Consider the following 14883-nt stretch of genomic DNA (forward strand, 5'->3'; position numbering starts at 1 on the left):
GGCTGGCAAAGATGCGCACGGACCGGGCGGTGGCCGCGCGGATCGGTGCGGCGCCTTACATTCGTGGGGCATGCGCACCTCCCCGCTCCGCGTCGCCCCCCTGCTCGCCGTGGTCGCCGCCCTGCTGCTGGCCGCTCCGGCTTGGGCGCAGGGCAAACCGGCCAAGAAGAAGACCGGCGTGGTGCTGTACCGCGACATGGTGGCGGCCAAGTGGGACACGGTGAAGTGCGTGAAGAACGCCATCAAGCTCAACCCGCTGCTCTTCTTCCGCGGCGAGATCCCGCTGCTGTACGAGCGCGCCCTGTCCCACCGCCTCAGCATGGAGCTGGGCGTGGGCTTCACGTGGCGCAACTACCTCAACCTGAGCGTGGGCAACAACGATGCGGACGACTACGGGGCGGGCACCAACATCATCGCCAAGCCCACCTACCACCTGGGCATCCGCTGGTACCACACGGACGACATCGAGCCGCAGGGCTGGTACACGCAGCTCGGCTTTGCGCACATCGAGTATGTCAAGGACATCAAGGAGAAGAACCCGGACGGTTCGTTCAGCACGGTGAAGAACCGGGATGAACGGATCTACAACGACATCCGGCTGTTGAGCGGGTACCAGCTCCTCAGCGCCAGCAGCAACTGGCTGTTCGACGTGTATGGCGGTGTGGCCCTCCGCAACCGGAGCCTGCAGATCGTCAACGAATCGCTGGACCTGGTCACCGACAAGTGGACCTACACCGTGGAGGAGAAGAACGACATCGTGCCGGCCTTCTTCCTGGGCGTGAAGGTGGGCCTGGGCTTCTAGTGAGCGTGAGTGGCGGGTCCTAAGTAGCGAGTGGCGATTACCGAGTGGCGAGTGAATGCCCCAAGGGGACATCACTCGCCACTCGGTGCGTTGGCCCCGTGGGGGCACTCGCCACTCACTTCATCACCCGTTCCCCTTCCTTCAACGCCGGTTCGTTCTTGTTGGCCAGCTGTCCGCAGGCGGCGTCGATGTCGCGTCCGCGGCTGCGGCGGATGCGGGCGATGATGCCCTTGCGGTCGAGGTAGTGCTGAAAGGCCTCGGCCTCCTTCGCCTCGGTGCGGCCGAAGCCACCGGCATCGATGGGATTGTACTCGATGAGGTTCACCTTGGCATGCACATCGCTGGCATAGCGCACCAGTTCCTGGGCGTCGGCGAGCGAATCGTTGAACCCGCGAAGCAGGATGTACTCGAAGGTGACGGGCTGCCGGGTGGTGCGCGTGTAGTAGCGCAGCGCCTCCTTCAGGTCCGCCAGGCTGTTCTGCTCGTTGATGGGCATGATGCGGTCGCGCTTGGCATCGTTGGCCGCGTGCAGGCTCAGCGCCAGGTTGAACCTGGTGCCATCGTCGGCCAGCTTGCGGATCATCTTGGCGATGCCCGCGGTGCTCACCGTGATGCGCCTGGCGCTCATGCCCAGGCCGTCCTCGGCGGTGATGCGTTCGGCGCTGCGCAGGGTGTTCGCGTAGTTGAGCAGCGGCTCGCCCATGCCCATGTAAACGATGTTGGTGAGGCCCTCCTTGTAGTACTTCCGCGCCAGCTGATCGATGAGCACCACCTGGTCCACGATCTCGCCGGCATCGAGGTTGCGGATGCGCTTGAGCTTGCCCGTGGCGCAGAAGCTGCACGTGAGGCTGCAGCCGATCTGGCTGCTGATGCAGGCCGTGAGGCGGGTGGGGGTGGGGATGAGCACGCCCTCCACCACATGGCCGTCCCAGGTGCGGAACGCGCACTTCACCGTGCCGTCGCTGCTGCGCTGCTCCTCGGCCAGCACGAGCGGACGCAGCACGCATCGCTCAGCCAGCCGGGTCCGGAAGGCTTTGGGCAGGTCGCTCATGTCGTCCCAGCTCCGCGCCTTCTTCTTCCACAGCCATTCCCAGAGCTGCTTCGCCCGATAGGGCTTCTCACCTAGTTCGGCCACCAAGGCCTGCACCTCCTCCAGGGAGAGGGAGCGGATGTCGGTGGAGGAGGCCATCGCGTCGCGGCCGGTCTGAGGGGCCAAGCGGCGCAAAGGTCGGACGATCACCTACTTACTTTGCAGCCATGTCGATGCGGAACGAAGTCCTGCAGAAGCTCAGCGCCGCACTGCCTGAACTGCGCTCCCGATTCCCCATCCGCTCCATGGCCCTCTTTGGTTCGGTGAGCAGGGGCGAAGATGGTCCAGGGAGCGATGTGGACGTGTTGGTGGAGTTCGATGGGCCGGTCGGGATGCGGTTCCTTCATCTGTCCCACGAACTGGCCGCGTTGCTCGGCAGGAGAGTGGATCTTGTCTCACGTGGCGGGATCAAGCCGCGGTACTTTGAGGCCATTCAACCGGATCTGCTGCATGTCCAAGCGTGACGACCGCCTTCTGCTGCAGGACATGGCCGAAGCGGTTGACAAGATCCTGCGGTACACCGAAGGCAGGTCCTTCGACCAATGGCAAGGCGACGAGTTCCTGCAGGATGCGGTGATCCGGAATTTCGAGGTGATCGGTGAGGCCTGCAGGCATCTGTCGCATGCATTGACCCGCGAACACCCGGACATCGACTGGGGCGGCATCCGCGACTTTCGCAACCTGCTGGTGCATGAGTACTTCGGGGTGGATGCGACGATCGTGTGGGAGATCCTCTCCACCGACCTGCCGAAGCTTCGCACCCGGCTTCACGAACTGGTGGGCCGGTAGCGGGCCCAGGAGGGTCAGCCCATCATGGCCGCATCGCCTCCAGGGAGAGGGAGCGGATGTCGGTGGAGGATGCCATGATCTGAACCTACATGTTCAACCCAGCACGAGCTCCACCAGCCGCATGTCCATCGCCGTGGTCACCTTGATGTTGTTCTCTTCGCCCTCCACCAGCGCCACCTTCACGCCCATGCGTTCCACCAGCGCGGCCTCGTCGGTGAAGGCCGGGTCGTAGGGCTGCTCGAAGGCCTTGCGCAGCAGGTCGGTGTGGAAGCATTGCGGGGTCTGCACGGCGAGCAATCGGGAGCGGTCCAGCGCGCGGCTCCCATCGGGTGTGGTCTCGCGGATGCTGGGCACCACGGGCACCACGGGGATCGCGGCGGCGCTGGCCTCCGCCGCATCGAAGCAGCGCGCGATCAGCCCGGCGCTCACCAGCGGACGCACGCCGTCGTGCACGGCCACCAGACCATCGCCCCGCACCGTGTCCAGGCCGGCCTTCACGCTGTGCCAGCGCTGTTCGCCACCGGCCACCACCTCGTGCGGGATGAAGAACCGGTGGCCCATGCACAGCGCCTTCCAGATGTCGAAGTGCGCCCGGGGCAGCACCACGATCAGCGCCATGTCCGGATCGAAGTGATGGAACGCGTCGAGGGTCCACATCAGCAGCGGCCGTCCCTTCACGGTCTGGAACTGCTTGGGCACGGGCCCGCCCAGGCGTTTGCCGCTTCCGCCGGCGACGATGATGGTACTGCGCTGCATTGTTCGACCGCAACGACGCAAAGGACGCAACGAATGCGCGACGGCAGTCATAAAAGAAGGGGCCGCAACAGAACGTTGCGGCCCCTTTGCGTTCGTCGCGTCGCGGCGGTCCTGTGGGCTCAGATGATCAACATCGCATCCCCGTAGCTCAGGAAGCGGTACTTCTCCTTGAGGGCCACCTTGTAGGCGTTCCACACATGGTCGTAGCCCCCGAAGGCGGCCACCTGCATCAGCAGGGTGCTTTCGGGCATGTGGAAGTTGGTGATCGTGCGGTCGGCGATGCTGAAGTCGTACGGCGGGAAGATGAACTTGTTGGTCCAGCCGTTGAAGGGCTTCAGGTGGTTCTGGGTGCTGACGCTGCTCTCGATGGCGCGCATGGTGGTGGTGCCCACGCAGCACACCTTCTTGCGGGCGTCCTTGGCGCGGTTCACGATGTCGCAGGCCTCCCGGGTGATGATGGCCTGCTCGCTGTCCATCTTGTGCTTGGTGAGGTCCTCCACCTCCACGGGGCGGAAGGTGCCCAGGCCCACGTGCAGGGTGACGTGCGCGAAGTGGATGCCCTTGAGCTCCATGCGCTTCATCAGCTCGCGGCTGAAGTGCAGGCCGGCGGTGGGGGCGGCCACGGCGCCCTCGTGCCGGGCGAAGATGGTCTGGTAGCGCTCCGCGTCGCTGGGCTCGGTGTCGCGCTTGATGTAGCGCGGCAGGGGCGTTTCGCCCATCTCGGTGATGGCCTGCTTGAACTCCTCGTAGGTGCCGTCGAAGAGGAACCGCAGCGTACGGCCGCGGCTCGTGGTGTTGTCGATCACCTCCGCCACCAGCTCGTCGTCCTTGCCGAAGTACAGCTTGTTGCCGATGCGGATCTTCCGCGCCGGGTCCACGATCACGTCCCACAGCAGGCTGTCGCGGTTCAGCTCACGCAGCATGAACACCTCGATCTTGGCGCCCGTCTTCTCCTTGTTGCCCCACATGCGCGCGGGGAACACTTTCGTGTCGTTCAGGATGAAGGTGTCGCCCTCGTCGAAGTAGTTGATGATGTCCTTGAACTTCTTGTGCTCGATCTTTGCCGTCCTTGCGGTGCAGGACCATCAGCTTGCTGCCGTCGCGGTCCTTGGTGGGGTAGAGGGCGATCTGCTCCTTGGGCAGGTTGAACTTGAACGAAGTGAGCTTCATGGGTTTGGCGTGGCTTACGGGCCCGTCGTTGAGTGGAAGGGGCGGCGAAGATAATGTGATCGTTAAGGAATCGTCAAAGTATCTGAAAAACAGCGAATTAGGCTGTTGATAACCGCGTTGCACCCCTCAGCGGGGGGCGATGCGCTGGGCGAGCTCCACCGGGGGCAGGGCGTCGGCCACGTCCAGCTCGGCGATGCGGGTGCGGCGCAGGGCGCTGAGCCACGCTCCGCAGCCCAGGGCCTGGCCGATGTCGTGCGCCAGGGTGCGGATGTAGGTGCCCTTGCTCACGGTGGTGGCGAAGGTCACGCGGGGCCCTTCCATGTCCAGCAGGGTCAGCGCATGCACGGTCACCTGCACGGGCTCCATCTCCACGGACCGGCCGTCCCGGGCGAGGAAGTAGGCGCGCTCGCCTTTGTGGTGCTTGGCGCTGTACATCGGCGGCCGTTGCAGCAGGGCGCCGGTGAAGCGGGGCAGCACGGCCTCCACCGCAGCCCGGTCCAGGTGCGCCCAGGGCAGCGACGCGCTCACCGGGGTCTCCCCGTCCTGCGAAGGGGTCACCTCACCGAGGGTGAGCGTGCCCACATACGTTTTGTCGAGCCCGGTGAGGTTGGGCAGGTCCTTGGTGCGCCGGCCGTAGGCCAGCAGCAGCAGGCCGCTGGCCAGCGGGTCCAGGGTGCCGGCATGGCCCACCTTCACGCGGCGTCCGGCCAGCGAGTTGAGCGCACCGCGCAGCTTGCCCACCACATCGAAGCTGGTCCAGCCCACGGGCTTGTCCACCAGCAGCAGGCCGCCACCCTCCAGGTCGATGGGGTCGGTGTTGGCCATGGGCTTACACCAGATGCAGCGGCACGCCGAGGGCCATGAGGAGCAGCAGCACCCCGCCCACGGCGATGCGGTACCAGCCGAAGGCGGCCAGGCCGCGCTGCTGCAGGTAGGCGATGAAGCCCTTGATGGCCAGCACGGCCACCACGAAGGCCACGGCATTGCCGATGGCGAACAGACGCAGGTGCTCGCCGGTGAAGGCGCCGCCGTCGTTCAGATAGTCGTAGAGGCTCTTGGCGGTGGCGGCGAACATGGTGGGCACGGCCAGCAGGAAGCTGAACTCCGCGGCGTGCTTGCGGGTGAGGCCCTGGGCCATGCCGCCGATGAGGGTGGCCGCCGAGCGGGACACGCCGGGCACCATGGCCAGGCATTGGAAGCAGCCGATGATCACCGCCTGGCGGTAGCTCACCGTCTGCGGGCCGGTGCCGGTGCCGCCGGGCGCCCAGCGCTCGATGAACAGGAACACCACGCCGCCGGCCAGCAGCGCCAGGGCCACCACGGTCACGTTCTCCAGCAGCGCATCGATGTGGTCCTTGAACAGCAGGCCCATGATCACGGCCGGGATGAAGCCCGCCAGCAGCTTCAGGTAGAGGTCGAAGCTCTGGAAGAAGCGCTTCCAATAGAGCACCACCACGCTGAGGATGGCGCCGAACTGGATGGCCACCGTGAAGAGCTTTACGAAATCGTCCTGCGCGATGCCCATCAGCGTGGAGCCGATGATCATATGGCCGGTGCTGCTCACGGGCAGGAACTCCGTGAGGCCCTCGATGATGGCCAGGACGATGGCCTCCAGGATCCCCATGCCTGCCGACTACCGCGTGGGGCGCTTCAGGATGGCGTAGACGATGAACAGGTAGCCGGCCAGGGCCACCAGCGGGGCCACGGTGATGCGGCGCGGGCTGAAGATGGCCTCGGGGTCGAAGGTGTTGGGGTCGCCGGTACCGCCGCCGGCCATCAGGATGAAGCCCAGCACCACGATGCCCAGGCCGATCACCAGCAGGCGGTAGTTCTCGCGGGTGAAGGGCATCTCGTTGTCGTTGTGCGCGGCCATGCGGGTCGGGGGTTCAGCTCCAGTGGATGTCTTCGGCGGACATGCGAAGGTAGCGCCGCACGGCGAACCAGGTGCTGGCCAGGGAGATCAGCAGGCCCAGCAGCAGCACGGCGGCGAAGAGCAGCACCAGGGTGGTGGCGTTGGTGAAGGCCAGCAGGTCGGGCACCGTGCGCAGCACCAGGCGCAGCGTGAGCACCAGCAGGCCGATGGCCAGCACGGCGCTGAGCACGCCCTGCCACAGGCTCTGCCCCAGGAAGGGCCGCTGGATGAACCACCGCGTGGCGCCCACCAGATGCATGGTGCGGATCAGGAAGCGCTGGCTGTACACCGCCAGGCGGATCGTGTTGTTGATGAGCGCCACGGCGATGATGAGCAGCAGCACGCTGAAGCCCAGCACGGCCAGCCCCAGCTTGTTCATGTTCGCCTGGATGTTGCGCACCACCGCCGCGTTGTAGGCCACTTCGTGCGTGCGGGGGTCGCCCTGCAGGCGCTCCACGATCCATTGCACGCTGTCCGGATGGGCGTGCGTGGCGGCCAGCCGCAGCTCGATGCTCGCCAGCAGCGGGTTGCTGCCCAGCACGCCCAGGAAGTCCTCGCCCAGGTCCTGCTTCAGCTGCTCGGCCGCCTCGTCGGCGGTCACGTAGCGCGTCTCCAGCACCCAGGCTTCGGTGTCCAGCGCCTTGCGGTACTGCATCACGTCCGTCTCCTTCAGCCCCCGCTTCAGGAAGACGTCCACGCGGACATGCTCCTTGAAGTAGCGGTCCAGGGCGCGCGCATTCAGCACCAGGAAGCCCAGCACCCCCAGCATGAAGAGCACCAGCGCGATGCCCACCACGGTGCCCACCGTGGCCGTGCGCGTGCGTCGCCGGGTGGGTCGCTCCATCGACATGGCCGCGAAGGTAGCCGCCGGGGCCGGTCCGCTACTTTCGCGCAGCGAACGAGCGGACATGGCCTACGAGCACACGGACATCGAGAAGAAGTGGCAGGACGAATGGCGGAAGCGCGGCACCTACCGCGTGGCCAACGACCCCTCCAGGCCCAAGTACTACGTGCTCGACATGTTCCCTTATCCCAGCGGCGCCGGCCTGCACGTGGGGCACCCCTGGGCTACATCGCCAGCGACATCGTGGCGCGCTACAAGCGGCACTGCGGCTTCAACGTGCTGCACCCCATGGGCTACGACAGCTTCGGCCTGCCCGCGGAACAGTATGCCATCCAGACCGGCCAGCACCCCGCGACCACCACCGAGGTCAACGTGAAGCGCTACCGCGAACAGCTGGACCACATCGGCTTCAGCTTCGACTGGGACCGCGAGGTGCGCACCAGCGATCCGTCGTTCTACAAATGGACCCAGTGGATCTTCCTGCAGCTCTTCGACAGCTGGTACGACGCCAAGGCGGACAAGGCCCGTCCGATCAGCGAGCTCATCGCGCGCTTCGAGGCCCAGGGCTGCACCGGCCAGGATGCCGGCGTGCTCACCGGCGACATCGAGCAGTTCGTGGGCGGCTTCACCGCGGCGGAATGGCAGTCGTTCGATGAACGCACCAAGCAGCTCGTGCTGCAGCACTTCCGCCTGGCCTACCTCAGCGATGCCTGGGTGAACTGGTGCCCCGCGCTGGGCACGGTGCTCGCCAACGATGAGGTGAAGGACGGTGTGAGCGAGCGCGGCGGCCACCCCGTGGAGCGCAAGCGCATGAAGCAGTGGAGCCTGCGCATCACCGCATACGCCCAGCGCCTGCTCGATGGGTTGGACGGACTGGACTGGAGCGAGAGCATCAAGGAGGCGCAGCGCAACTGGATCGGCCGCAGCGAGGGCGCCACCGTGCGGTTTGCCCTCACCCCCGACCCCACTCCGGGGGAGAGGGGGGCACAAGCCCCCAGTTGGGCTGAGCGCCCGGGTTACTTGACGGCCGACGAGCGCTCGGCCTCAAAGCTCCAGCGTTATGCCCGTGAGAATCGAAAGGACCCCACCGAGGCCGAGGACAGACTATGGCAGCAGATACGTGGTCAAGCCACCGGCGGCAGGATCCGCAGGCAGCACGTGATCGATAGGTACATTGTGGATTTCGTCTCGTTGCCCAAGCGGTTGATCATCGAGGTGGATGGCGGCATTCATGAGCAGACCCGAGAAGAGGATGCTGCTCGAACAGAGCGATTGAAGGAACTGGGCTTTGATGTCATCCGCTTCACGAACGAGGAGGTGATGGCAGACATGCCTCGCGTAGTGGAAGCCATTAAAGCCGCTCTTGGTCCAAGGCCGGATGTCAGGTTTTCGGATGCGGAGCGCGTTTCCCCCTCTCCGTCGGAGAGGGGGCCAGGGGGTGAGGGGCATTTCATCGAGGTCTTCACCACCCGCCCGGATACCCTTTTTGGCGTAACGTTCTTAACGCTGGCTCCGGAACACGAACTGGTTCCCGTTCTCACAACGCCGGACCGCAAGGCCGAGGTGGAGGCCTACGTGAACACCGCCAAGAACCGCAGCGAGCGCGAGCGCCAGGCCGAGGTGGACAAGGTGAGCGGCGTGTTCACCGGCAGCTACGCGAGGCACCCCTTCACCGGTGCGGATGTGCCCGTGTGGGTGGGCGATTACGTGCTGGCCGGCTACGGCACCGGTGCCGTGATGGCCGTGCCCGGCGGCGACCAGCGCGACTGGCGCTTCGCGAAGCACTTCGGTCTGCCCATCATCGCGGTGACCGAGGCTGCCGATATCGAGAAGGAGGCCGACGAGCGCAAGGACGCTACCATCTGCAGCGAGGGCTTCCTCAAGGGCTTGAAGGTGCCGCAGGCCATCACCCGCGCCATCCAAGAGCTGGAGAAGCTCGGCGCCGGCGAGGGCCGCACCAACTTCCGCCTGCGCGATGCCGCCTTCGGCCGCCAGCGCTATTGGGGCGAGCCGATCCCCATCTACTACCAGGACGGAATCCCCTATCCGCTGCCGGAAAACGAGTTGCCTTTGAAGCTCCCCGAAGTGGACAAGTTCCTGCCCACGGAGGACGGTGAACCGCCCCTGGCCCGCGCCGCCAACTGGAGCTATAACGGCTTCCCGTTGGAGACCACCACCATGCCCGGTTGGGCCGGTAGCAGCTGGTACTTCCTGCGCTATATGGATCCCGGTAACGCGGAGCGCTTTGCCTCACCCGAGGCCATCAACTATTGGCAACAGGTGGACCTTTACGTGGGCGGCAGCGAGCACGCCACCGGCCACCTGCTCTACTTCCGCTTCTGGACCAAGTTCCTGCACGACCGCGGCTGGCTGCCCTTCGATGAGCCCGCGAAGAAGCTGGTGAACCAGGGGATGATCCAAGGGGTAAGTGCTTGGGTCTATCGTTGCAGTATTACCTGGAACTCTTCTGGTCTTGATGTCTCAGATGCGCTGTCTTTCATTGAGCCTTTCGCGCTGCTTGTGTCTTCAGATGTTGCCGATGACTGGAGGTCAAATGACCCGTCCCGACAATCATCAGCCGATGAGTTGATGCGAGCAGGTCTGAACTCGCTTGAAGAGGTTGCGAACAACCAGGGGACGCCGGCCAGTTTTCGTGGGAGACTGCCGATCGACCGACACCTCTCATCCGCGCGAATTGGGATTGAGTTCGTTGATGGAGATCACTTGATCAGTGAATCAGGACTTCGTTCGGACCGAAGAGAGTATAAGGAAGCGTTCTTCGTGAAGCGAGGTCAGGACTTCATGGTTACTCGCGAAGTCGAGAAGATGTCCAAGTCGAAGTTCAACGTGGTGAACCCCGACGACATCATCACCAAGTACGGCGCCGACACGCTGCGCTTGTACGAGATGTTCCTGGGCCCCTTGGAGCAGAGCAAGCCTTGGGACACCAACGGCATCGAGGGCACCTTCCGCTTCCTGCGGAAGTTCTGGAACCTCTTTCACGGTCCGGAGGATACGTTCCAGTTGACCGACGACGCCCCCACCAAACCCGAACTGAAGATCCTGCACGCCACCCTGAAGAAGGTGACCGAGGACATCGAGAAGATGAGCTTCAACACCAGCGTGGCGCAGTTCATGATCGCGGTGAACGAGCTGGGCAGCCTGAAGTGCACCAAGCGCGCGGTGCTGGAGCCGCTGGTGGTCGCCCTGGCACCCTTCGCCCCGCACATCGCCGAGGAGCTGTGGCAGAAGCTCGGGCATGCTGACAGCGTCACCACCGCCCCCTGGCCGCAATGGAGCGCCGAGCACCTGGTGGAGGACAGCTTCAGCTACCCCATCAGCTTCAACGGCAAGACCCGCCTGCAGCTGGAGTTCCCCATCGCGCTGGACCCCAAGAGCGTGGAGGAGCAGGTGCTGGCCAACCCCGAGGTGCAGGCCCGGCTCGAAGGCAAGGCGCCCAAGAAGGTGATCGTGGTGCCCAATCGCATCGTGAACATCGTGGTGTAAGGTCCCACAGGCATCTTGCCTGTGGCGCGATGAACAGGATGGCCAGGCGCTGGCTGCGGGCTCGGCACCGGAAGCACCTTTCCGCGAATTGCGTTGTCCGCCTACCATGGACGGTATCATGGTCCACAAGGTCACCAAGCGCACAGGCATGCGGAACGCTGGACGATCCTGAAGTAAGCGGCCAGGCGATCGCGCAAGAAAGCGCGCGCGTTCCGGCACATACCCGGTGCGTCTGGATCGGTGATGGTCATCCCCCTTCCACCGGCCGGTCCCCTGCTCGTGTTAAAGTCTGTTGCAGCCGCCCGGGGGCATGGTCGTGCGCCCCACCTTCGGGGAAACGCACCGGGCCATGATCATCACCGGCTTCCTCACCCCCTACCTGCTGTGCATGGGGCTCGCGTTCCCCTGCGGACCCACGGAACAGCTACCGCCCGTGGCGGGCACACCGCGCGTGAACGTGCAGCGGCTCATCCGCGCGGTGCCGGTGCCCAAGGACCTTGCGGCTGTGGACCTGGTGCAGCGCACCTGTGCGCTCTACGTGGCGATGCGTTCCCATGCCCTGCGCGACCCGATCGCCTTCGGGCGCGAGCTGGAGAGCGCCGCCGTGCGGTGGAACTACTGCCCGGGCGGCACCATGGTGGCCTGCGCGGTGGTGCCCACGGCGGACGGGGATAGTGTGGTCACCGGGATCCCGCTGCATTGAGCGGCCGGTGCGTGCCACACCACGGTCGGGTTGATCACGTGGTGCGGCCGCTGAGGCGGCGCCCGCTCACACGTGAGCGTCGCACAGGCGTCCCGCCTGTGTTCACCCCCTCGCTCGCGCCAGAGGGGGCGGCTTCAAGGCCGCGGGCACCGGTAGTTCTTCACGTACTTGAACATCCGGTCGGCCTCGTGGTCCATGCTGTCGTACCTCCCGGCGTAGCCCTCCTCCAGGCCTTTCTCCATGGCCGTGATCGCCTCCGCGCAATCCTTGCCGAAGTACTTCTTGATCTCCCGCAGCATCTCGCGGTCCTTGGCCTCGCGCCAGGAATGCATCTCCTTCTTCAGCACGTATTTCCCGGCGGCCTTGTCGATGATGTACATGAAGGAGAAGCCATCCCAGTAGCTCGTCAGGATGTACTGGTCGCTTTCCATGATCACCTCGTGGAGGCGGTCCATGCCCAGGCTCCCGATGGACATGTTGACCCACCTGCGGCCCCCGAAATGCAGCTCGGAGACCTTGCTTTGGCCGACCTGTCGTTCGCGTTTATCCTCCTTCACATGGTAGCGCAGGTACTGGCCCGTCATGCTGCACGTGCTGCTCTGTGAGCTCTGCGATTCGTACATCCACACAGTGTCCCCTTTCTCGATGAAGAAGCCCACGGGATCCTGGGCAGTAGTGGATAGTGTGCACACGACCGGCACAAGGATGAAGGCGCGAACGCTCATGATCGCCATGAATGATGGTGGTCAAAGCTAGCGGATCGTCACCACCCTGAACCCGAACTGCGCGCCTGGGAACACCCCGCCGGGATTTTGATGGAACCCGCTGGGTATGCTGGTGGACACCGTTACCTGGCCGATGGAGTCGCTGTGCGAATAGGTCACGACAGGCGGAATATCATCCACCATGAAGGGCAGCAAGGTGAACACCGTGTCGCCGCCCGTGGCATCATAGAAGTGCACCCGCACGAACCCGTTCAGCAGAATGTCCTGTGTTACGGCGGGCACCGGGAATGTGGTCCGGTAGCTGGTGGTTCCGGAGCCGCTCCAACCGGCCTGGGGTGGGTTGGGGAAGTAGGCGGCGTTCACGGTCAGACTTCCGTCCGCCCCGGCTGGGCCTTGCGGTCCAGTGGCGCCATCCTTGCCGCAGCCCGTGGATAGGAGCAGGGCTGCGACACCGATGAAACGCGGGATGCGCATGCGGTTCGTGCTGAGGCCCAACGGCAGGCTGGGGTGAACGCCGCCGCGCTGTTCCATGCTCTTTTCCATGTTGGGATGATCGCCTCACGAAAGTAGGCTACGCCCCCTCACCCCCCACCACACCTCCGGAACGGGTAGGTGCTTGGCCGGGCGACGCACAAAGCCTACCCGCATGCGCACCCCCAGCGGCCCAGACGGCTCCCCTTGCCGAATGCATATGGCCCGGCCGACCATTCCCTGCGGATCGATGGTCCATCGGCCCTTGGTGCCGAAGGCCTTGGCCTGGGCTGATGAGCTAAGGCCGCCGGAGGCGGAGCGGCCCGGAGGTGCTCGGCCGGCGGAGGGACGGCGTGGGTGCCCGCGCAAGGAGGCTATCAAGATCGTTGGGATCTGCTGGGGCTGTAAGCTGTTACCCACTGTCTGGTCCTGCGTGCATGAACGGCTGCACTATCCATACTCGAGCAGAGCTGCCAATGCGGGAATACCGTCGTTGCTAAGCGTTGAGATCATCTGACAGGGAGGCACGGACCGCAGATCCGCGCCAGCGGCATTCGGGCTATTGAGTTCTTTCCGTTATCTCCATCGTCCATTCACGTAGGTCGATCACTTCGACCTCATCGCTGGCGCGGATCCGCGATCCGTGCCATCCCCTAGCTTGGACCTCGTGAGCCGGAAGTACAAGATCCACGACCAGGCCGACGCCCATTTCATCACCTATACCGTCGTGGGTTGGGTGGACGCGTTGAGCAGGCCGCTCTACAAGGACATCGTGGTCGACAGCCTGGCCCACTGCCAGCGCGAGAAAGGCCTCGAGCTGTTCGCCTGGTGCATCATGAGCAACCATGTGCACCTGATCGCCCGGGCCGCCGAAGGCCAGCGGCTCCAGGATATCCTCCGCGACCACAAGAAGTTCACCGCCAAGAAGATCGTGGAAGCCATCATCAGCAACGCACAGGAGAGCCGCCGGGAGTGGTTGCTGCCCTTGCTGCGCCGACCGGATGGCAGCATCCGGTTCTGGCGGCACGACCTGCACCCCATCTGGCTGCGCACGCCTGCGGTGATCGACCAGAAGTTGGACTACATCCACATGAATCCGGTGAATGAGGGCTTCGTGGATGAACCGCAGCATTATCCCTACTCGAGCGCAGCTGCCTATGCGGGGATGCCGTCAATGCTGAGCGTGGAGATCATCTGACAGGAGAGGCACGGATCGCAGATCCGCGCCAGCGGCGACGGCCTGCGCGCCCGCGCAAGGAGGCTATATTGACGGGGATGGAACTCGACTCCCTGTTCTTCGACGACCACGACGCCGTGGACGTGCACGAACGGAACCTCCCCCATTGGCGGCAGGAAGGCAAGCTGTACTTCGTGACGTGGCGGCAGGCGGACAGCATCCCTGCCGCGAAGCGTGAGCAGTGGGCGCAGGAGCGTGCAGCGTTCATCGCCGCCCATGGGGATCCGGCCGCCACGCGGTTGGGACCGGAGCTTCGGCGGTGCTATCATCAGCTGTTCAGTGAGCGGGTGCACCGCTGGCTGGACGTCGGGCACGGCTCGTGCGCACTGCGCAGGCCGGATGTCGCGGGCATCGTCCGCGCGGCCTTGCATCAGTTCGACGGTCAGCGCTATCGCCTGGGGTCCTTCGCCATTGCGGGCAACCATGTGCATGTGCTCGTGGCACCGGTGGCCGGCATCGCGCTCTCCCGCGTGTTGCACAGCTGGAAGTCGTACACAGCGAAGGCCATCAACACCGCCTTGGGCCGCAGCGGCACCTTCTGGCAGGCGGAGAGCCACGACCACCTCGTGCGGTCGGCGGCTGCGCTGTACCGCATCGAGGCATACATCCACGCCCACGAAGAGCAAGGCGCGCTCGTGGAGCGCAGGGACCTCCTTTAGCGTCGCACGGGCATTCCGGTAAAGTCGCACAGGCGTCCCGTCTGTCTTCACCCCTCACAGGCGCTCCTTTGAAGTCGCACAGGCGTCCCGCCTGTGTCCACGCCTCACAGGCGGGACGCCTGTGCGACACCATGCGCCGGGCCTCACGCCTTCCGCCGCTTCGGCTTCTTCCCCGGCTTCGCTTGCTCCACCCGCTCCTTCACCGCCGCGATGATCGT

15 protein-coding genes and 1 pseudogene are annotated in these 14883 nt (G+C 64.9%); 7 read left to right on the forward strand and 9 right to left on the reverse strand.

Features of this window, described 5'->3' with window-relative positions; genetic code table 11:
* Window positions 1-70 precede the first annotated feature (70 nt).
* The gene (locus IPM49_12110) at window positions 71-802 is read left to right on the forward strand and encodes a hypothetical protein (GenBank protein MBK9275265.1); all 732 of its coding nucleotides are present in this window, start codon (window positions 71-73) and stop codon (window positions 800-802) included.
* A gap of 115 nt (window positions 803-917) precedes the next feature.
* Here the strand turns inward: IPM49_12110 and rlmN are convergent, their stop codons facing one another.
* The gene (gene rlmN / locus IPM49_12115; protein MBK9275266.1) at window positions 918-1991 is read right to left on the reverse strand and encodes a 23S rRNA (adenine(2503)-C(2))-methyltransferase RlmN; all 1074 of its coding nucleotides are present in this window, start codon (window positions 1989-1991) and stop codon (window positions 918-920) included.
* Window positions 1992-2059: 68 nt separating this feature from the next.
* Between rlmN and IPM49_12120 the strand changes: the two genes are divergently transcribed.
* Entirely contained in the window at window positions 2060-2356 is a 297-nt protein-coding gene (locus IPM49_12120; protein MBK9275267.1) for a nucleotidyltransferase family protein, read from the forward strand.
* The gene (locus IPM49_12125) at window positions 2343-2681 is read left to right on the forward strand and encodes a DUF86 domain-containing protein (protein MBK9275268.1); all 339 of its coding nucleotides are present in this window, start codon (window positions 2343-2345) and stop codon (window positions 2679-2681) included. The genes IPM49_12120 and IPM49_12125 overlap by 14 nt, the downstream gene beginning before the upstream one ends.
* A gap of 93 nt (window positions 2682-2774) precedes the next feature.
* Here the strand turns inward: IPM49_12125 and IPM49_12130 are convergent, their stop codons facing one another.
* The 6 genes and pseudogenes from IPM49_12130 to IPM49_12155 form a co-directional block, all read right to left on the reverse strand.
* Window positions 2775-3437 (reverse strand): 2-C-methyl-D-erythritol 4-phosphate cytidylyltransferase, encoded by a 663-nt coding sequence (locus tag IPM49_12130; protein ID MBK9275269.1) that lies wholly within the window; start codon window positions 3435-3437, stop codon window positions 2775-2777.
* A gap of 119 nt (window positions 3438-3556) precedes the next feature.
* Window positions 3557-4607: pseudogene (gene queA, locus IPM49_12135) on the reverse strand (tRNA preQ1(34) S-adenosylmethionine ribosyltransferase-isomerase QueA).
* 126 nt (window positions 4608-4733) lie between these two features.
* Window positions 4734-5432, reverse strand: coding sequence for a tRNA pseudouridine(55) synthase TruB (gene truB / locus IPM49_12140; GenBank protein ID MBK9275270.1), 699 nt, complete (start codon window positions 5430-5432; stop codon window positions 4734-4736).
* Between the two features lie 4 nt (window positions 5433-5436).
* Window positions 5437-6231 carry an undecaprenyl-diphosphate phosphatase gene (locus IPM49_12145; GenBank protein ID MBK9275271.1) on the reverse strand — a complete coding sequence of 265 codons (795 nt, stop codon included), beginning with the start codon at window positions 6229-6231 and terminating at the stop codon, window positions 5437-5439.
* Window positions 6232-6240: 9 nt separating this feature from the next.
* On the reverse strand, window positions 6241-6480 hold the full coding sequence (locus IPM49_12150; GenBank protein MBK9275272.1) for a DUF3098 domain-containing protein: 240 nt from the start codon (window positions 6478-6480) through the stop codon (window positions 6241-6243).
* A 13-nt stretch (window positions 6481-6493) separates the two neighbouring features.
* Complete coding sequence (locus IPM49_12155) at window positions 6494-7363, reverse strand: cell division protein FtsX (GenBank protein MBK9275273.1); 870 nt, start codon at window positions 7361-7363, stop codon at window positions 6494-6496.
* Window positions 7364-7471: 108 nt separating this feature from the next.
* Here IPM49_12155 and IPM49_12160 point away from each other — a divergent pair, with 108 nt between their 5' ends.
* Complete coding sequence (locus tag IPM49_12160) at window positions 7472-10870, forward strand: leucine--tRNA ligase (protein ID MBK9275274.1); 3399 nt, start codon at window positions 7472-7474, stop codon at window positions 10868-10870.
* Between the two features lie 310 nt (window positions 10871-11180).
* Entirely contained in the window at window positions 11181-11573 is a 393-nt protein-coding gene (locus IPM49_12165; protein ID MBK9275275.1) for a hypothetical protein, read from the forward strand.
* A 134-nt stretch (window positions 11574-11707) separates the two neighbouring features.
* Here the strand turns inward: IPM49_12165 and IPM49_12170 are convergent, their stop codons facing one another.
* Window positions 11708-12298: a hypothetical protein gene (locus tag IPM49_12170; GenBank protein ID MBK9275276.1), complete on the reverse strand. Its 591-nt coding sequence runs from the start codon at window positions 12296-12298 to the stop codon at window positions 11708-11710.
* A gap of 27 nt (window positions 12299-12325) precedes the next feature.
* Window positions 12326-12841 (reverse strand): hypothetical protein, encoded by a 516-nt coding sequence (locus tag IPM49_12175; GenBank protein ID MBK9275277.1) that lies wholly within the window; start codon window positions 12839-12841, stop codon window positions 12326-12328.
* A gap of 595 nt (window positions 12842-13436) precedes the next feature.
* Between IPM49_12175 and IPM49_12180 the strand changes: the two genes are divergently transcribed.
* A complete protein-coding gene (locus IPM49_12180; GenBank protein ID MBK9275278.1) occupies window positions 13437-13967 on the forward strand; it encodes a transposase in 531 nt (176 codons plus the stop codon).
* 77 nt (window positions 13968-14044) lie between these two features.
* The gene (locus tag IPM49_12185) at window positions 14045-14665 is read left to right on the forward strand and encodes a transposase (GenBank protein MBK9275279.1); all 621 of its coding nucleotides are present in this window, start codon (window positions 14045-14047) and stop codon (window positions 14663-14665) included.
* Window positions 14666-14883: the final 218 nt, after the last annotated feature.

The organism is Flavobacteriales bacterium (assembly GCA_016715895.1).
Lineage (GTDB): Bacteria > Bacteroidota > Bacteroidia > Flavobacteriales_F > PHOS-HE28 > PHOS-HE28.